Genomic DNA, 19124 nt, shown 5'->3' with positions numbered 1-19124 from the left:
ACCATATGGCGGAGCCGGGCGTTGGCCCCGCACCAATCATCCGTTACGCTGCCGTGCAATGACCATCGATCGTCGCGCCTTCCTGGCTGCCGCTCTCTCCGGCTCCTTCGCTTTCCCTTTCGCTGGCCGGGCGCTCGCCGCGACGGAGGTCGAGCGCGTCGACGCGCTGATCGCCCGGATGACCGTCGAGGAAAAGGCGGGGCAGATGACCTGCCTTACCGACAGCTTCCGGCCCTATAATCCGCCCAATCCGCAGGTCGGCATCCAGGATGAGAAGCGGCTTGCCGAAGAGGTGCGCAAGGGCCGGGTAGGCTGTCTGTTCAACGGCATCGGCGTGGCAGGCGCGCGCCGTGCGCAAGAGATCGCCGTCAAGGAAAGCCGCCTTGGCATTCCCTTGCTGCTGGCGGGTGATGTCATCCACGGGCTCAAGACCATTTTTCCCGTGCCCTTGGCCGAGGCCGCGAGCTTCGACCCGGCGCTGGCCGAACGCACCGCGCGCGCCATGGCGCAGGAGGCAAGCGCGGCCGGGCTGCACCTCACCTTCGCGCCCATGGTCGATGTGGCGCGGGACCAGCGCTGGGGCCGTGTTGTCGAAGGTTCCGGGGAGGATGTCTATCTCGGTAGCCTGTTCGCCGCTGCCCGCGTGCGCGGATTTCAGGGGCGCGACCTGCGCCGGGACGATTCGCTTCTGGCGTGTCCCAAGCATTTCGCCGCCTATGGCGCGGTCGCGGCTGGCCTTGAATATGGCAGCGTCGATATTTCCGAAGAGACGCTGCGCGAAACCCATCTGCCGCCCTTCGGCTCTGCCTTTGCGGCTGGCGCGCTTACCACCATGGCGGCCTTCAGCGAGATCAATGGCGTCCCCGCCACCGCCGACCGGGAATTGCTGACCGACTTGCTGCGTGGCGAGATGAAGTTTCGCGGCTTTGTCTTTTCCGACTATACCGCCGACGAAGAACTGATCGCGCATGGCTTTGCCGAGGATGAGCGCGATGCCGCGCGCCTGGCGGTGCTGGCTGGCGTCGACATGTCGATGCAAAGCGGCCTGTATATCCGCCATTTGCCCGATCTGGTGAAGAGCGGCGCTGTGCCAATGGGTACGATCGACGTTGCCGTGCGCCGCATCCTCTATGTGAAGATGGCGATAGGTTTGTTCGACAATCCTTACCGCTCCATCAGCGAAGAGGCGGAGCGGACCCGCATCGCCACGCCCGCACGTCATGCCCTGGCGCGGGAAGCCGCCGGGCGGTCAATCGTTCTTCTCCAGAATAGCGGCGTCCTCCCGCTCGATCCCGCCAAGCGCCAGAAGATCGCGCTGATCGGCCCCTTTGGCGAAGACCGGGACAATCTCTACGGCCCCTGGGCATTTTACGGGGAGAAGGGCAAGGGCGTCGACATCGCCGCCGGGCTGCGCGCCGCCATGCCCGATCCTGCCCTGCTCAGCATCGCAAAGGGATGCGACATCATGACGCCGATCGACGGCGGGATCGCGCAGGCGGTGGAGGCGGCCAAGGCAGCGGACATCGTGCTGCTCGCGCTCGGCGAATCGCAGGACATGTCCGGCGAGGCGCAGTCGCGCACCGTCATCGAATTGCCTCCGCCGCAACAGATGCTGGCCGACGCGGTGGCTGCCACCGGCAAGCCTGTCGTCATTCTGCTGCGCCACGGCCGCGCTTTGGCGCTGCACGGGTCGGTGGCGAGTGCGCAGGCTGTCCTCGCCACCTGGTTCCTGGGATCGGAAGCGGGCCATGCCATCGCCGACATCCTGTTCGGCCGGGTCGATCCGTCCGCCAAGCTGCCGGTCAGCTTCCCGTGGGAATCGGGACAGGAGCCCTTCTTCTACGACCGCAAGTCCACCGGCCGCCCCGTGGTTGACAACCGCACCGAATATCGGGCGCGCTACATGACCACGGACAACAGCGCCCGCTATCCCTTTGGCCATGGCCTCAGCTACACCAGATTCGCGCTGGAGAATCTCAAGCTGTCCGACACAGCCCTGCGCTGGGATCGGGCGATAGAGGTGACGGCCCGGCTGACGAACAAGGGGGACCGGCGGGGCAGCGAAGTCGTGCAACTCTACATCCGCGATCGCGTGGCAAGCCGCACCCGCCCGGTGCGCGAACTCAAGCGCATCGAACGCGTCACGCTTGATCCCGGAGAGAGCAGGACGGTGCGCTTCTCCCTGTCCCGCGCCGATCTGCAATTTGTGGGTTCAGGCAACCGCATCATAGCAGAGCCCGGCCTGTTCGACCTGTGGCTCGGGCAATCGTCGGAGGGTGGGCTCCACGCCCAGTTCACCCTCTATGCGGAGGCAGCCGCGCCCGCCACCGCCCGATAAGACCGTTTCTGCCCAAAGGCCGAACAGGCGCGCCGCTCCAACTCGCTTTCCTACAAGGGCTGGTTCATGGCATGGTGCGACTGGCTCTTTCCCACCGTGAACCTTCCCCGCCCCATGGGTCCGGGGCGTCATTTCGCAAAAATTTTCCTATTGCGAAATCGACGCCACCCGTCCGTACTCACGCAAATGCGTCGGCCACAACAGTGTGAGCTTCGCAACGTCTTGCGTGACTGCAAAACTCCCCGCCTGCACCTTCACCACTCCGCGCGGCTCTGCTAGAGGGCGTCCCATGCTGAATCTCAGGGATATCACCGTGCGGCTGGGTGGCCGTACCATCATCGACCGCGCCAGTGCCGCGCTGCCGCCGCGCAGCCGCGTCGGCCTGATCGGCCGCAACGGCGCGGGCAAGTCCACGCTGATGAAGGTGATGATCGGGCAACTCGATCCCGACGATGGCGGTTGCGACATGCCGCGCGACACGCGCCTTGGCTATATCGCGCAGGAAGCGCCCGCCGGGACGGCGACCCCCTTCGAAACCGTGCTCGAAGCCGACAAGGAACGCGCTGCCCTGATGGCGGAAAGCGAAACCACGCAGGACCCGGACCGGCTCGGCCATATCTATGAGCGGCTGACGACGATCGACGCCTATACCGCGCCTGCCCGCGCCGCGCGCATTCTGGTGGGCCTTGGCTTCGACGAAGAAATGCAGGGGCGCCCGCTCGACAGCTATTCGGGCGGCTGGAAAATGCGTGTCGCGCTGGCCGCGCTGCTCTTTTCCGAACCCGACCTGCTGCTGCTCGACGAACCGAGCAACCACCTCGACCTTGAAGCGACGATGTGGCTGGAAAGCTTCCTCAAAAATTATCGCGGCACAGTGGTCGTGATTAGCCACGAGCGCGATCTGCTCAACAATGTCGTCGACCATATCCTGCATCTGGAAGGCGGGAAGGTGACGCTCTATCCCGGCGGTTATGACGCGTTCGAGCGGCAGCGTGCCGAACGGCTGGCGCAGCAGGAAGCGGCCCGCGCCCGGCAGCAGGCCGAGCGCGAGAAGTTGCAGGACTATATCGCCCGCAACTCCGCCCGCGCCTCCACCGCCAAGCAGGCCCAGTCGCGGGCCAAGGCGTTGGCAAGGATGCAGCCCATCGCCGCCGCGATCGAGGACCCAACCTTGTCCTTCGCCTTTCCCAGCCCGCCCGAACTGCGCCCGCCGCTCATCACCATGGACATGGCGGCGGTGGGCTATGGCGACACGCCCGTGCTGCGCCGGGTGAACCTGCGCATCGATCCTGACGACCGCCTGGCGCTGCTCGGCCGCAACGGCAACGGCAAGACGACGCTTGCGCGCCTGATCGCGGCGCAGCTCGCGCCGATGGAAGGGTCGATGAACAGCTCGGCCAAGATGAACGTCGGCTATTTCACCCAATATCAGGTGGAGGAACTCGACATTGCCGACACGCCGCTCCAGCACATGACGCGCGTGATGAAAGGCGCGACGCCGGGCGCGGTGCGCGCGCAGCTTGGCCGTTTCGGCTTTTCCGGCGAGCGGGCGACGCAGCAGGTCGGCTCCATGTCCGGCGGCGAACGCGCCCGGCTGGCGCTGGCGCTGATCACGCGCGATGCGCCGCACCTCCTGATCCTCGACGAACCGACCAACCACCTCGACGTCGACAGCCGCGAGGCGCTGGTGCAGGCGCTCAATGAATATTCGGGCGCCGTCGTCATCGTCAGCCACGATCGCCACATGATCGAACTGGTGGCTGATCGCCTGGTCCTGGTGGACGGCGGCACGGCGCAGCCGTTCGACGGCAGTCTGGACGATTATACCGACATCATATTGCGCAAGACAGATGGCGGCGGCAGCGGCGGGGACGCGCCCAAGGCGGATCGCAAGGCGGAAAAGCGCAACGCAGCCGAATGGCGCGAAAAGCAGAAGAGCCTCAAGGCAGTGGTCAGCAAGGCGGAAAAGGAGATGGCCACGCTCTCCGCCGAACGCAGCCGGATCGATCAGGCGCTGTTCGATCCCAAGGCGGCGACGGGTGCCGAGGCGAAGATGACGACGACCGACCTCATGGTGCGCCGCGCCTCGGTCGAAAAGAAGCTGGAGGCGATCGAGGAAAGCTGGATTGAAGCCAGCGCGGCGCTGGAGGAGCTGTAAGGGCCGTCAGCCCGCGTCGATGCGCAGGCGGCTCAGGCGGATTTCGCTGATGCGCCAGCCGTCGGCCAGCCGCACATAACGTTCATGATAATGGCCATAGCCATGCATCCAGCGGAAGGGCAGGGGCGAACCTTCCTGAACCCACAGCTTGTCCTCCATCGCCCAGATGCCGCTGGCTTGGCTGTCCGTTTCGACATGGATTTCGGGCATATGGCCGTGGTGAACGGTCGTGACCTTCTCCAGCATCGGCGCGAGACGCGCAACATAAGGCGCAGCGCCGTGGATCAGCATGCTCTCGTCGCGTTCCCCTGCGGCGTCGCGGAAATCGGCGATCAGGTCGGGTGCGAAGACCGCCTCCAAGCCGGGCCAATCCTTGTTGTCCATCGAGCGGAAGTAGCGTGCTTTCAGGGCATATATCGCCAAGGTCGCTACGATCTTGTCGGTTTCAGTCACGCATTCCTCCCTCATCGGCCCACGACTTTCAGGCCGGTTGCGAGAACCCTAAAGCAGCGGGTGCCGCGTTCCAAGCAAGGCTTTTCCTCGAAAGATGAGGTCGTGAAAATCGTCCTGCCGCTTCGTGACATCGGACAGCCGCTGAAATTTCCGCTGGGACCGGCACATGCCAAAAACGACTGGAGCGCGCCGCTATGTGCGGGCGCGCTCCAACTTTGAGATATAAGGAGCGGCGCGGAGCAACCGTACCGCTCCACGCCAGTCGCTTCAGAATTCGCGCAGGATCTCGCGCAGCGTCGTGCCCTCATATTCGGTGCGCACCGCACCTGCCTTTTGCAGGGCAGGGATGACGCCGTTGACGAGGTCTGGCAGCTGGCGGTTGTAGCCTGAACCCTCGATCAGGAAGCCGTCGCCGCCCACTTCGTCCATCACCGCCATCATCTTTTCGGCAACTTGCTCGACGGTGCCGCTGAAGTCCATGCCGCTCGCACCCTTGCCCGCGGAGAACAGGTCGCGCAGGGACTTGCCCTCTTCGCGGCCCGCCTTCTTCATATATTCAAGGGCGCTGGTGTGGCCGCCAGCAGTAATGTCCTGCGGCACCGGCGCATCCACGTCATATTGGGAGAAGTCGACGTCCAGCGAAGAGGACGCCATCACGATATTATGCTCGAACGCCGACTGCTTTTCGGCCTCGGTCATTTCAGGTCGCTCTCCACCTTCGGGGAAAATTTCCACCGGCGTCAGGAAAAAGACCTTGATGTCGTCAGGATTGCGCCCCTGCTTTTCAGCGCGGTCACGGATTTCCTGACGATAGGCCTTCATGCCCGGAACGCCGCCTGTCATCATTCCCAGCACGACTTCGGCGTTCTTCGATGAAAACTGCTTTCCGCGTTCGGAAGCGCCCGCTTGCGCGAGGACGGGATAGCCCTGCGGCGATCGCAGCGTGTTCAGCGGACCGCGCGAACGGAAATGCTTGCCCTCGAAATTGACGGTGTGAACCTTGTTGTGGTCGACATAGACGCCTGTCTCAGTATCCGCGACCAGCGCGCCTTCTTCCCAGCTATCCCAAAGTTTCTTGCACAGTTCGACAAATTCATCGGCAATGTCATAGCGCTCGTTCGGCGGCAGCAGCTTGTCCATGCCGAAGTTCATGGCGGCATTCCGCTCGCTGGACGTGACCATGTTCCACCCGGCACGTCCTTTGGTCAGGGAGTCGATCGTAGAAAGCAGCCGGGCGAGCAGGTAGGGCGGGTAGAAAGTGGTTGAAGCCGTCGCGATCAGACCGATATGCGACGTATCCTGCGCCATCAGGGGCAGCAGCGGCAGCGGATCGAGCTTGGGTGAAAGCGTCGCGTTCTTGAGGTCGAGTTCCATGGAGTTGGCGTAACGATCGCCGACGATCAGGCTGTCCTCGAAGAAGACGAAGTCGAACTTCGCTGCCTCCAGCATCTTGGCCAGCTCTTTATGGTAGGACCCATCCGCCCATTGCGAGCCGAATTCCTTGCCGTCACCCGGCCATGAGGTGGCGCCGAACTTGGTGAAATAGCCAAGGTGGAATTTCGTGTGGGCCATAGCCTGATACTCTCTCTAAAGGTTTCTCTCATTGCGTCTCAACGGTGCGATGTAGCCGCGACTCCGGCAGCTTCTCCTTCAAAGCCGCGTCCGGGAAGCGCGCGACTGCCGGCCCACCTGCCCCTAATAGTTGACAATGATCAACCTTTGTCAAGTGGCAGAAGCGTTTCGGTTCGACAGCGTTACAAAAAAGGTTCGGGTGAATTGCTCGTGCGTCGGCTGGCTTTGCTTTGGCTTGCCAGGGCACCGATTTGCAGGAACAACGACGGGCAAAATCTGCCCCCCTACGATCATCAGGAGCTTTGGCCATGCGTAAGGTTGCAATGGTGACCGGTGCCACTCGCGGCATTGGCAAGGCGGCCGCACTGGAACTAGCAAGGAGCGGCTTTGCCGTCGCGGTGACCGGCCGCACCCTGCGCGAGGGGGAGGGGCGGCTGGCGAGCCCCGGCGGTTCGGAGGCTATTAAAGTGCCCGGCAGCATCGAAGCAACCGTGCGCGAGGTAGAGGCCGCGGGCGGCGAGGCGCTGGGCATACAGATGGATATATTGGACCGAGTATCCATCGATGCTGCGGTAGATGCCGTCCTCGGCAAATGGGGCAGGATCGACGGGCTTTTCAATAACGCGATCTTTCAATCTCCCGCCATCATGTCGCCCATTTCCGCGATCGATGCGGACATCGCGGAGACGGCCATGCGCGGGCTGATGGTCAATCAAATGCACATCACGCAGCGAGTGCTGGACCCCATGCTGAAACAAGGCAGCGGCCGGATCGTCTTCATCACCAGCGGCGCGGGCAGCATGCTGTGCGAACGAAAACTCAGCGAGGGCGGTTGGGGCATGTTGTACGCCGCGGGAAAAGCGGCATTCAGCAAACTCGCGGAGTTTGTCGATCTGGAATATCGGGACCAGGGGATTGCGAGCTTCCACATACAGCCCGGCCTCACCATCACCGAAGCCATGACTGCGCAATATGGCGAAGCCGCCAAGGGTTTTGGCGGCGGACTGCCGTCTTACACCCCCGCCGACACCGGGCGCACGGTCGCCTGGATGATCGCTTCGCCCGACGCGCCAGCCTATGCCGGACCCACGCTGTACCAAGCCTCTACCTTCTTTGAAGATAATGGCATCGTTCCGCGCTTCCCGGCCACCGGCATCTGATCTGGTAGTTGCCTCAAACCGTCAGCCTCTGCCATCTATGATGCGCCGCCGGGACCTGGGCTGCTGCTCACTCGTCCCGGAATGCCCTTGCGAACTGATCCCGTAGCGGTTTCGTGAGGTAAGAGATCATCGTCCGGTTTCCGGTTTCGATGAACAGCTCCGCAGGCATGCCGGGCTTCAGCTTCAGCTCGGGATATTTCTTCAATTGCGCCTCGTCTATCTCGACCCGCACGGGGTAGAAGCTCACCTGTCCTTGCGGGTCGGTGGCCCGGTCGGCAGCCACGAAGGTCACCTTGCCCCGAATTTCCGGCGACGCTGCATTGTTGAAGGCGGTGAAGCGGATGCGCGCGCTTTGGCCGACATGGACATGATCGATGTCGGCAGGGGAGACCGCTCCTTCGACCAGAGGCTGATCGCTGTCCGGCACGATTTCCATGATGACTTCGGCTGGTTTCACAACCCCGCCGATCGTGTTGAAGGCGAGCTTGTCGACCACGCCGCCATAGGGCGCGCGCACCACGCTGCGGTCCTGCGCGTCCAAGGCCGACACGCTGCGCATTTGCTGCTGGTTCAGCGCGGCGTTCAATTGCGCCAGGTCCGTGCCTGCCTGCGAGCGCCGGGTTGCGCCAAGCTGGATCATCTGCTCCTGCGCTTCGGTGATGCGCGCCTCGGTCTGGGCGATGCTGGCGCGCAAGGCGCCCACGCTACCCTGCAGGTCGACGGCGGTGCGTTCCAGCTGGTTCAATCTGCTGATCGTGACGAGGCCCTTGTCCCACAGCTGCCTTACGCCCTTGCGTTCCGGTTCGATCAGCACGGCCTGCTGCTCCAGCGCGCGGATCTGCGCCTGATAACCGCTTATCTGCTGCCGATGCTGGCGGATGCGCGCCTGTAGCTGGGCCGCTGTGCCAGCTTGCTCAGCCTGTCTGATCTGGAACAGCTTGGTCTCGTCAGCCATGGCTTGCCGCGCAGCAGCGTCAGCGGGCGCCAGTTCCTTGGGGAAGGTGATGGTGCTTGCGCCAAGCCGTTCCGCTTCCAGCCGGGCGCGCTGCGCCAGCATTTGATCGACGCTGAGGCTCGAATATTGCGCATCCGCTCCCGTCACGCGATCATCGAACCGCATCAGCACCTGTCCCTTTTGGACATGGGTGCCGTTGTCGACCAGGATGTCCTCGATCACGCCCCCCGCCGGATGCGCGATCTTTTTGATGTGCGACGCGAGCCCGATATGCCCCGACGCTATGACCGCGCCGCCGATTGGGATCAGCATGGCCGCCATGCCGAAGCCCAGGACGAGCACTGCAATGGCGATCAGGACGGCCTTCACCTTCTTCTGAACATGTTCAGCCGGATCATATGGGATCGCGGGTTGATCCAGGACCATGAGCCCGGCGGGGAGATTGGTCGTCATCCTATGGCTTTCCCGCACTGGCGCCCTGCATCGCCACGACATTTTCCTGGCGCAGCTTAGGCTTCTGCCGCAAGCGCGCCATGATTTCGGCGGCCGGACCGAATGTTTCCATTCGGCCGTTACGCATCAACAGGATGTGGCTGACCCGGCCCAATATATCGGCTCTGTGGGAGACCACGACCAGGATGCCCCCGCGCTCGCGTACCGATGCAATGGCGGCGGCCAGCGCGGCTTCGCCTTCGCTGTCGAGGTTGGAATTGGGTTCGTCCAACAGCACGAAGAACGGATCGCCATAGAGCGCACGCGCAAGGCCGATGCGCTGGCGCTGTCCGCCCGAGAGCGCTTCGCCATCCACCCCAACGCGGGTCTCATATCCCTGCGGAAGACGCGTGATCAGGTCGTGGACAGCCGCCGCTTTGGCCGCCGCCAAGATCGCCTCCGACGTTGCGGCCGGATCGAAGCGCGCGATATTTTCCGCGATGGTGCCATCCAGAAGCTCGACCGATTGCGGCAGGTAGCCCACCCATTCGCCGAAATGCTCGGCATCCCATTGGCCGATCGACGCGCCATCGAAGCGGATGGTCCCCTTGGCGGGGCGCCAGGCGCCGATCAGCGCGCGGCCGAGCGAAGACTTGCCCGCGCCGCTCGGGCCGACTACCGCGCAGGCATTGCCCGCGTTCAGCTGGAATGAGACACCACTGACGGTCAACTGGCGACTGCCCGGCGGGAAAACGACCAGCTTTTCCACCTCCAGCTTCCGGTCGGGCCTGGGCAGACGCAGCGACGCTGGCTGCGGCGCAGGTACACGCTTCAGCATCGCTGTCAGCGTAAGCCACCCGACGCGGGCGCTGATGAACCCCTTCCAATTTGCGATCGCCTGATCGACCGGCGCCAATGCGCGCGCGGACAGGATCGAGGAGGCGAAGATCACCCCGCCGCTTGCCTTGTCATCCAGCACCAGTAATGCGCCTACCGTCAGGATGAGCGACTGGAGCGCAAGCCGCAGCATTTTGGCTAACCCGCCCAATGCCGCGCCAGAACGTGTCAGCTTGTTCTGTGCGGCTCCATAGGCGCTGTTCAACTGGGCCCAGCGCTGCTGCATGCGATTCCGCATGCCAAGTGCGGTTAAAAGCTCGACATGACGCAGATTCGTTTCGGCTGCCCCATTGCGGTAAGCCGACAGCTGCGAAAGCTGCTCGGCGGGCTGCTTCATGACGCGGTTGGTGATCAGCGTCAGCGAAAACAGCACGGCCGCTCCGATCAGCGTCGTTACGCCCAGCCACGTATGGAGCGCGAACAACACGCCCAGGAAGAAGAGTATCCAAGGCAAATCGATCATCGCGACAGCGCCGCTCGACAAAAATGCGCGCACATTTTCAAGATCGCGCATCGGCCCCAACCCGTCGCCCGGCAACTTCTGACCGGCAAGCGCCATTTGCGAAATCGCGCTCTGCACCCTGCCGGACAGCTGCTGCTCAACGGCATTGGCGACATCGGCCAGCATCCCGGCGCGCATATTCTCGAAGAAGCCCTGGAAGGCGTAGACGATCATCACCAGGATCGCGAGACCGGCCAATGTCGGGACGGATCGGCTCGGCAGAACCGAATCATACACCATCATCATGTACAAGGAGCCGCCAAGCAGCAGCACGTTCAGTATGGCACTGACGCACAGGACAATGATGAACACTTTTTTATAGTTACGGACGGCGTCCCACAACTCACCGTCACGCCCCCCGCCCGACATGAACACTTTCACACCCTTTCAGCGTGTTTCCGAATAGAAGAACTAGGCCAGTTAGACATGATCGGGCAGATCCCGCCGTACCTCCCCGCCATGCCCAGCTCACCGCCGCCGCACTCGCCCCCGCGAGCTCAGCCTTACCCTAGTACCAAATGCCTTACGGCTGCTTACTACATTTACGCAGATATGCCGCGCGGAAAGCGCGCAAGAACCGCCCCTTAAATGACCGATATGCAGGCCATCCCAGGCTCAGCACAATGCCGCTGAGGTGAAGCGTGACAAAATATGGATCAGGCCGCACGTGCGGCCCAGGCCTATCTGCTTTAGCGAAATCTTCCGGGGGCTGGCGGAGCGGGAGGGATTCGAACTCAGGCGGCAAACCATTGATTTTCCATTGCCTGTGTTCGCCCACGCGCGTCGCATACCACGCAAAGTACCAAAACGACTTTCTCGCCAGACACCAACAACGTCGCTAGGCTCAGGACCCATTGATTGGCTGAGGGCGATGTGATTCAGGCTCCGCGAGGAGACTGAGCATGAGCGACCTGTATTGGCTGACGGACGAGCAGATGGCGCGTCTTTCGCCCTATTTTCCCAAGAGCCACGGCAAGCCCCGGGTCGATGACCGGCGCGTGCTGAGCGGGATCATCTTCGTCAACCGCAACGGGCTGCGCTGGCGTGATGCGCCCAGGGAATACGGTCCGCACAAGACGCTCTACAACCGCTGGAAACGGTGGGGCGAGATGGGCGTGTTTGGCCGGATGATGGAGGGGCTGTCTGCCCAGAGAGCCGATCCCCAGACCGTCATGATCGATGCTACCTATCTCAAGGCCCACCGCACGGCTTCCAGCCTTGGGGTAAAAAAGGGGGCCTCGGCCGCCTGATCGGGCGGACCAAGGGCGGCATGAATACCAAGCTTCACGCCGTCACCGATGCCAACGGCCGCCCTTTGAGCTTCTTCATCACGGCAGGACAAATCAGCGATTACACCGGCGCGGCAGCCCTGCTCGATGATCTACCCAAGGCGCAGTGGATGCTGGCTGACCGGGGCTATGACGCCGAATGGTTCAGGGATGCGCTCGAACAAAAGGGCATCACGCCTTGCATTCCGGGCCGGAAATCCCGTTCTTTTCCCGTCAAATACGACAAGCGCCGATACAAACGCCGAAACCGCATCGAGATCATGTTTGGTCGCCTGAAAGACTGGCGCCGTGTGGCAACCCGCTACGACCGCTGCCCAACCGTCTTCTTCTCCGCCCTCGCTCTCGCAGCCACCGTGCTCTTCTGGCTGTGATCAACGAGTCCTGAGCCTAGGGAGTCCGAAACAGCTGTCAGGACCATGCAACTGAACTTAAACGATTATTGCTGCAACAAAATTGCCGGTTCTGTTGAATTTCCGGCCGACGAAAGGCGGCTTTTGGAATAGCTAGTTACGTCTCGAACAACCCCACTTGGGGCGATTTACCGACCGTCCGTCTAAAGGCTGCTTTCGCCGCAAGCTGCCGTCCACTGGCGCGGCGCTGAACGACTGACTCTGGTCGACAAGCGCTTCGGAGCCATTCTGCTTATCCGAGGGCAAAGCGTTCTCCGGACGGCCACTCTGGCCTTCGGAGAATGATCATGGAGATGTCTGAAACTGAACCCACCGCCACCAAACGCCCCGTCTGGAATGCGGGAAGAGCCGTCGGCGCGAAACGCGCCCTGAAACCGAAGCAAATTTGGGAGATCCGATTCTACCTCAATCAGCTTTGCCGCTTGCGAGATCGGGCGCTATTTGACTTGGCGATCGACAGCAAACTTCGGGGCTGCGACCTGGTGCAGATGAAGATCGGCGACATCGTCAGCGGCGGGCAGATCCGAACGCGTGCGATCGTCATGCAGCAGAAAACAGGTCGGCCTGTTCAGTTCGAACTGCTCCCAGACGCGCGGTCAAGCCTGCTGGCTTGGCTCGAGCGGCGGGGCGGCACCGTGGACAACTATGTCTTTCCCAGTCGGGTTGATCATAATGGGCATCTCAGCACCCGCCAGTATGCCCGGCTTGTCGATGAATGGGTGACGGGGGTCGGTCTGATGCGAAGCGAGTATGGCACCCACTCACTGCGGCGAACGAAGGCGTCGATCATCTATAGGGCGACCGGCAACCTGCGCGCCGTCCAGATCCTGCTCGGTCATAGCAAGATCGAGAATACGGTGCGCTATCTCGGGATTGACGTGGAAGACGCGCTTGCGCTCGCGGAGAACACCGAAATTTAAACAGATAGCTCTTCGCTGCTGGCGAGGAGCTATCTTTGGAGCGCTTGGGACATTTCTGCCCCCACAAGCGACATGTGGGACGGCAGCTCCTGTCAGAAGCCGACTTGCACTGTTTGCTCGCCCTGCATCGCAGAACGCCAGAAACGGGCCGCCAGGAGAATGTCGGCTCCCGCTCCTCGGGCGCGGATAAACAAAGCGTCTGAAGCAGCAACTGGGAAGTCCAGATCGATAAAGACGCACCCTACGGTCGGATTGAGGCGTTGTGGAGTCATGAAGTTCCAAATACGCCATGAAACCACCTATCGTTATCGGGATGCTGTGGGCCTGCAACCGCATCGCCTGATGCTTGTGCCGCGCAGTTCGCACGATCTGAGGGTGTTGGCGAGTTCTATCCGTCTGACGCCGGAAGCAGAGGTCGAATGGACGCAAGACGTGTTTGGGAACCTGGTTGCGACCGCCTGCTTTTCGGGCTCTGCGGACCAACTCGTCATATCAACGGACGTCACGGTGGAGCAGTTTGCTTCGGCATGGCCCATCTTCCGGATCGCGCCAGGCGCTCACTCCTACCCTTTCACTTATTCAGAAGAAGAAAGGGCCGATCTGGGCGCTCTCCTAAAGGCGCAACATCCGGATAATGGCGGAAGGTTTGATAATTGGGTACGCGCCTTCGTTCACGCATGTCCGACAGACACGTTGTCGCTGCTGAAAGACATCAACAATGGCATCGCCGATGCGATCGCGTACCGAACCCGAGACGAGGATGGAACACAAGGTCCGCTGGAAACTTTAACGATGGGGAGTGGATCCTGCCGAGACATGGCGGCTCTATTCATCGAGGCGATTCGCCACCTTGGCTTTGGCGGCCGTGCCGTCTCCGGCTATTTGCATGATCCAGACCAACTCCTGCATGATGCAGGATCAACGCACGCCTGGGCGGAAGTCTACCTTCCAGCGGCCGGGTGGATCGCATTTGACCCTACGCACCGGCGCACCGGCTCAGCGAACCTCATTCCCGTAGCAGTTGGCAGGTGCAACAAGCAGATCATGCCGGTCACTGGTGGGTACATTGGCGCAGCGGACGACTTTATCGGCATGGACGTCCACGTGAACGTCACGCTGACTTAATGGTGTAGCTGCGCGGCTTGGGTCGGGTCCAAAAAACTCGCTCGTTTCGGGAGAGACTATCAATGCTCGATTCTGGATTCTACGTCCAGATCCTGACCGGTATGGGCGCCATCATTTTGATGACCGCCTGGATTCCGATGGCCCTGCGGAAGATGCCTTTGTCGCTGCCGATCTTCTGCGTGGCCATCGGCGCAGCCCTGTTTACGATGCCGCGGTTAAGACCATTCGCGGTTCATCCACTGCAGTACCCCGTCCTGGTGGAGCGCCTGAGCGAGTTTGTGGTTGTGGTCGCGCTCATGGGCGCGGGTCTCAAGATCGACCGGCTCGTCGGTCTTCGCCGCTGGGTCCTTACCTGGCGTCTCCTCGCGATTGCAATGCCGATCACCATCCTGCTCGTTGCTGCACTCGCCTCCTCCCTTCTGGGGCTCGGCCTCGCGGCCGCCCTGCTCCTGGCATCGAGTCTTGCCCCCACAGATCCGGTGCTCGCGAGCGACGTCCAGGTCGGCGCACCAGGAGAGGGGGAAGAAGATGAGGCCCGTTTCGCGCTCACGTCCGAAGCGGGACTGAACGATGGGCTTGCGTTTCCCTTTGTCAACCTCGCGATTGCGCTGGCGGGCCTGTCCTTTGGAACCCAAGCGTTTGGACACTGGCTCATCGTTGACGTGATCTGGAAGGTTCTTGCTGGTCTCGGCATGGGCTATGTCATTGGAATGGGCCTGGGCTTCGTTACTTTCCACCTGCCCAACGCCGCCAAGCTGTCCCGAACAGGTGACGGTTTCGTCGCCTTGGGCGCCGCGCTCCTTGCATATGGTCTCACGCAGCTGGCACATGGGTATGGTTTTCTCGCCGTCTTCGTCGCGGCGCTTTGCCTTCGCCATGCCAGCCGCGACCACAGCTACCATCATCGTCTGCATGCATTCGCCGAAGAAGCCGAACGCCTGTTGATGATGCTGGTGTTGGTGCTGTTCGGCGGCATGATTACCCATGCAGAGCTATTCGCGCATCTGGATATTTGGACGATTTTATTCACCGCCCTGACAATCCTCGTCGTTCGCCCATTCGCTGGTCTCATCAGCCTTGCCGCATTGGAACTTACGTGGCGGGAGAAGCTCGTAATTTCCTTCTTCGGAATACGGGGTGTGGGCACGATCTACTATCTCGCCTTCGCCCTCAATCAAGCCAACTTCCCCGAGGCGGAGAGGCTCTGGAGCGTCGCTGCCCTCGTCATTCTCGTTTCCATCGTTCTACATGGCATCACCGTGACTCCGTCCCTGCAGCTGCTCGATCAATGGCAGGCGCGACGTCAATCCTCGCGATGATGGCTGGAACGGACAAGCTGTTCCGTTTGCACTCCGATGCCGAACAGAAAGCACTCTTGTCCCCAACGGCGATGTGCTATTGTGACGTATCCCGGTTCGACTCATCCAGACAGGCCGGGGCTGAGAGACACAGGCGCTCCCGTTTGGCGAGGAGTGCACAATGTCCGCAAATGAAAGCTCTAATCCATCATTATCACTGCGCGAGGCCCGCAGTCAGGCTAATGCCGAACGACGGTGGCTCGCCCTTGGAGCCGCGCGAGAACGTTCGCGGAGCGCGGCTGCCATTTCGCGTGACCGCAAGCGCCAGCTAACGTCGGCGATCGACAGCTGGGAGAATGAGGGTGGAACGGCAATTGGCGTTGCCACGTCATCGAGACCCAAGCCTCTCCGGCTCACTAAGCTGCAATGGTGCGCTGATCTATTTCGTGACGATACCACGATGCGTGCGGCCATAATCAACGGCCTGCTCATGGTGATAGCAGCAACAGTAGCCATCATATTGCTAAATAATTGAGCTGACCCAACTTTACAGCGATTGGCAGAAAAATGGATGCTACACAAAAAGGATTGGCGAGTACCGAGTTTCGATCGATGCCCGGACCAGGCGGAGGCCTCGACAAGCTACAGGAACTTCACAATCTCCTCTATGCTGCCCGCGACGCACTAGCACGTGGAGAAGCGCTGTCTACGGTCGAGAGGCAGCGATTGAACGGTGCGCTCGACAACCTCATGGCCTTGAGAAAGAGCAACAATGTGACACCGGGTGCCTCCCCGAAACGCACCTGAATAAGCGAAGCAGTACAACCCCTACATCTGACGTCCAATGCAGAGGAACACATCATGGCCAAAAGCCAGAAAAGATCCAACCGTGAAGTTCGCAAACCAAAGGCGGAGAAAACCAAAAAGCAGAATGCTTCCAACCCGTCGCAGAAACCCGGTGCGCTCGGCATCGTTACCTTGAAAAGCTGATTTGGGGGGGGCGGGTGCTTCAAAAGCGCCTGCCAACTCGTCGATCAGGGCCGATCAGGCAGGCCGCCCATGCTGTGCGGCCACCCACCAGCCAAATTGCTCCACCTCTCCGTTCATCAGAACTTCTCCTCGCCACGGCCGGGGGTGAGGAGGCTATCTCCCTCATCGCCAGCGCAGCTCCGAGCCTCATCCTCCTCTTCCAACCGGAATTCCAGGGCAATCGCTGCGTCTTCGGGGCTGAGGGCGACAGGCGCTCCCGCCTCGCGGGCCTCAGCCTGGACAGCCTCAGTCTCCCAAGCGCTTGCGGCCTTCAGCGCTCTCTGACGCACCTTATCAAGAGGCGATGCGGTAGCGACCTGTCGATGGTGCGCCGCCTCTCGTCTGCACATGGCTGAGCTGTTGGACATGGCGGGCCTACCGGCTTCCGCCCGGCGGAGCATTCCGGACCCACAGAGAAACCCAACGGGCGCGACCAGGTCGTGCAGCGTCAGATGTCGGGGCCTGCTCTGTCACGGCCGCGGACGGCAGTGCGGTGGATCGCGCCCGTTGATCGCGTTCCAGTGCCGCGGCGAGATGCGCCGGATCGATCGGATGATGCTCGACGACTGATCCTCTTTCGACCCGCAGCGTAGTAGCGACCCGATGATAGGCTGTATGGCCGTTGCCCTCCAGCATCTCTTCGTCAGTTTCTACTTCGTACGAACCTGCTGGCAACGGTTCTGCGAACCCCGGCAGTTGAAATGGCGCTGTGAATGTTGCCGTTTTGCGCGTCGTGCGGATGGTCATGATCGCTTTCCCTCATCGAGAAGAGCGCTGTCTAGGGCAGCAGACACTGAATATCTCCCGGTTGCAGGCGGGAGCACGATGGTCTCTCTGTCACGATATGCCTGCGGCACGATCAGGGTGATGGTCTGTTATATCACAGGCCGCTCCATCACTCGCATCTATTCGTCGGAGCACGGAGGGAAAATGCCGCTGCCCTAGGATCCCATGCCTGAATGCGCACCATCGGCACTGCTGCCGCCCTCCATGCGATCAGCAATTGCCGCTTCTGTGGTGATCAGCAGCCCGGCGACTGACGCGGCATCCTGCAACGCGGTTCGCACAACCTTGGTAGGATCGATGATGCCGGATTGGAAAAGATTTTCATATTGGTCGCTTTGCGCGTTGAAGCCAAGATTCTCGTCTTTCCCATCCAGGAGTCTACCGGCGACCACGCCGCCATCAAAACCTGCATTCTCGGCGATCTGGCGAACTGGCGCCTGCAGCGCCCGGCGGACGATTTCGATGCCACGCCGCTGATTATCATTGACGGGACAGATAGCGTCCAGCGCCTTCGACGCATAAAGCAGGGCGGTGCCGCCGCCCGGCAATATACCCTCTTCGACCGCTGCCCGCGTCGCGTGCAGCGCGTCCTCGACCCGATCCTTCCGCTCCTTGACTTCGAGTTCGGATGCCCCGCCGACTTTTATGACGGCAACGCCCCCGGCTAGCTTAGCGAGCCGCTCCTGCAGCTTTTCCCGGTCATAGTCGCTTGTCGCAGTCTCGATCTGCCGTCGGATCGTTTCAACACGGCCCTGAATGGCGTCGGGCCTGCCGGCCCCGTAGACGATCATGGTCGTGTCCTTCGAGATCGACACACGCTTTGCGGTGCCCAGCATCTCGAGCGTGACATTCTCCAGCTTGACGCCAAGTTCCTCGGTCACAACGTTACTCGCCGTCAAGATCGCAAGATCTTCGAGCATCGCCTTGCCACGATCACCGAAACCCGGCGCCCTTACCGCCGCGACCTTGAGCCCGCCGCGCAACTTGTTGACCACCAACGTCGAGAGCGCATCGCCTTCAACATCCTCGGCGACGATAAGAAGCGATCGGTGCGCCTTTGCTACCGCCTCCAGGACGGGAAGCATCGCCTGCACGTTCCCCATTTTCTTCTCATGGATCAGGATATAGGGATCCTCTAACTCGACCGACATCTTCTCGCTGTCAGTGACAAAATAGGGCGACAGATAGCCCCGGTCGAACTGCATGCCTTCGACCACATCCAATGCGAACTCAATCCCGGGGGCCTCCTCGATCGTGATCACGCCCTCCTTGCCAACCTTTTCCATGGCCTCGGCGATCCTGTTTCCGACGACCTCATCGCCATTGGCCGAGACGATGCCCACCTGAGCAATCTCCTGGCTGTTCGCAACGGGCTTGGATCGCGCCTTGAGTTCGGTCACCACGGCGGTGACAGCGAGATCGATGCCGCGCTTGAGATCCATGGGGTCGATGCCGGCGGATACCGCCTTCATACCCTCTCGAACGATCGCCTGCGCGAGTACGGTGGCGGTGGTGGTCCCGTCTCCAGCGTGATCATGCGCTCGGGATGCTACGGCGCGCATCATTTGCGCGCCCATGTTTTCAAACTTATTGGCAAGCTCGATTTCCTTGGCGACGGTCACGCCATCCTTGGTAATCCGGGGCGCTCCGTAGCTTTTATTGATCAGAACGTTGCGGCCCTTGGGGCCAAGTGTAACGCGCACTGCGTCGGCAAGGATGTTGACGCCCCGTGCCATGCCCTCGCGGGCCTGTTGGGAGAATTGTACGTCTTTAGCTGTCATGGCTTAAGCCCGACTTTCC

16 protein-coding genes are annotated in these 19124 nt (G+C 61.5%); 10 read left to right on the top strand and 6 right to left on the bottom strand.

Annotated features, from left to right (window positions below; genetic code table 11):
- Positions 1 to 58: 58 nt before the first annotated feature.
- Complete coding sequence (locus ACYU8T_RS09160; protein ID WP_461159201.1) at positions 59 to 2338, top strand: glycoside hydrolase family 3 N-terminal domain-containing protein; 2280 nt, start codon at positions 59 to 61, stop codon at positions 2336 to 2338.
- A gap of 289 nt (positions 2339 to 2627) precedes the next feature.
- Positions 2628 to 4496, top strand: a complete 1869-nt coding sequence (locus ACYU8T_RS09155) for an ABC-F family ATP-binding cassette domain-containing protein (RefSeq protein ID WP_461159200.1) — start codon at positions 2628 to 2630, stop codon at positions 4494 to 4496.
- Between the two features lie 6 nt (positions 4497 to 4502).
- Here the strand turns inward: ACYU8T_RS09155 and ACYU8T_RS09150 are convergent, their stop codons facing one another.
- Positions 4503 to 4949, bottom strand: a complete 447-nt coding sequence (locus ACYU8T_RS09150; RefSeq protein ID WP_461159199.1) for a nuclear transport factor 2 family protein — start codon at positions 4947 to 4949, stop codon at positions 4503 to 4505.
- A gap of 267 nt (positions 4950 to 5216) precedes the next feature.
- The gene (locus ACYU8T_RS09145) at positions 5217 to 6521 is read right to left on the bottom strand and encodes an NtaA/DmoA family FMN-dependent monooxygenase (RefSeq protein ID WP_461159198.1); all 1305 of its coding nucleotides are present in this window, start codon (positions 6519 to 6521) and stop codon (positions 5217 to 5219) included.
- A gap of 308 nt (positions 6522 to 6829) precedes the next feature.
- On the opposite strand from ACYU8T_RS09145, the gene ACYU8T_RS09140 reads away from it, so the two are divergent.
- Positions 6830 to 7681, top strand: coding sequence for an SDR family oxidoreductase (locus ACYU8T_RS09140; protein ID WP_461159197.1), 852 nt, complete (start codon positions 6830 to 6832; stop codon positions 7679 to 7681).
- A gap of 67 nt (positions 7682 to 7748) precedes the next feature.
- On the opposite strand, the gene ACYU8T_RS09135 is transcribed toward ACYU8T_RS09140, so the two are convergent.
- Together ACYU8T_RS09135 and ACYU8T_RS09130 are read right to left on the bottom strand one after the other, a co-directional pair.
- Entirely contained in the window at positions 7749 to 9089 is a 1341-nt protein-coding gene (locus ACYU8T_RS09135; protein WP_461159196.1) for an HlyD family type I secretion periplasmic adaptor subunit, read from the bottom strand.
- 1 nt (position 9090) lies between these two features.
- Positions 9091 to 10848, bottom strand: a complete 1758-nt coding sequence (locus ACYU8T_RS09130) for a type I secretion system permease/ATPase (protein ID WP_461159195.1) — start codon at positions 10846 to 10848, stop codon at positions 9091 to 9093.
- Between the two features lie 521 nt (positions 10849 to 11369).
- On the opposite strand from ACYU8T_RS09130, the gene ACYU8T_RS09125 reads away from it, so the two are divergent.
- The 7 genes from ACYU8T_RS09125 (at position 11370) to ACYU8T_RS09095 (ending at position 16499) form a co-directional block, all read left to right on the top strand.
- A protein-coding gene (locus ACYU8T_RS09125) for an IS5 family transposase (RefSeq protein WP_461159136.1) occupies positions 11370 to 12127 on the top strand; the annotation gives its coding sequence in 2 pieces (ribosomal slippage) (positions 11370 to 11691 and positions 11691 to 12127; 759 coding nt in all).
- Between the two features lie 326 nt (positions 12128 to 12453).
- A complete protein-coding gene (locus ACYU8T_RS09120; protein ID WP_461159194.1) occupies positions 12454 to 13086 on the top strand; it encodes a tyrosine-type recombinase/integrase in 633 nt (210 codons plus the stop codon).
- 270 nt (positions 13087 to 13356) lie between these two features.
- The gene (locus tag ACYU8T_RS09115; protein WP_461159193.1) at positions 13357 to 14211 is read left to right on the top strand and encodes a transglutaminase family protein; all 855 of its coding nucleotides are present in this window, start codon (positions 13357 to 13359) and stop codon (positions 14209 to 14211) included.
- A gap of 62 nt (positions 14212 to 14273) precedes the next feature.
- A complete protein-coding gene (locus ACYU8T_RS09110) occupies positions 14274 to 15530 on the top strand; it encodes a cation:proton antiporter (protein WP_461159192.1) in 1257 nt (418 codons plus the stop codon).
- Positions 15531 to 15690: 160 nt separating this feature from the next.
- Positions 15691 to 16044 (top strand): hypothetical protein, encoded by a 354-nt coding sequence (locus ACYU8T_RS09105; RefSeq protein WP_461159191.1) that lies wholly within the window; start codon positions 15691 to 15693, stop codon positions 16042 to 16044.
- 77 nt (positions 16045 to 16121) lie between these two features.
- Entirely contained in the window at positions 16122 to 16316 is a 195-nt protein-coding gene (locus ACYU8T_RS09100) for a hypothetical protein (protein ID WP_461159190.1), read from the top strand.
- A gap of 54 nt (positions 16317 to 16370) precedes the next feature.
- Positions 16371 to 16499, top strand: a complete 129-nt coding sequence (locus ACYU8T_RS09095; RefSeq protein WP_255254834.1) for a hypothetical protein — start codon at positions 16371 to 16373, stop codon at positions 16497 to 16499.
- A 116-nt stretch (positions 16500 to 16615) separates the two neighbouring features.
- Here ACYU8T_RS09095 and ACYU8T_RS09090 read toward each other — a convergent pair whose 3' ends face one another.
- Both ACYU8T_RS09090 and groL read right to left on the bottom strand, forming a co-directional pair.
- The gene (locus tag ACYU8T_RS09090) at positions 16616 to 16828 is read right to left on the bottom strand and encodes a hypothetical protein (RefSeq protein WP_461159189.1); all 213 of its coding nucleotides are present in this window, start codon (positions 16826 to 16828) and stop codon (positions 16616 to 16618) included.
- Between the two features lie 651 nt (positions 16829 to 17479).
- Complete coding sequence (gene groL, locus ACYU8T_RS09085; protein ID WP_461159188.1) at positions 17480 to 19105, bottom strand: chaperonin GroEL; 1626 nt, start codon at positions 19103 to 19105, stop codon at positions 17480 to 17482.
- Between the last annotated feature and the right edge of the window lie 19 nt (positions 19106 to 19124).

The sequence above is a fragment of the Sphingobium sp. TomMM35A genome (assembly GCF_054771735.1).
Note: the sequence above shows the minus strand (reverse complement) of the source record. Positions and strands in the feature narration are given on the sequence as shown.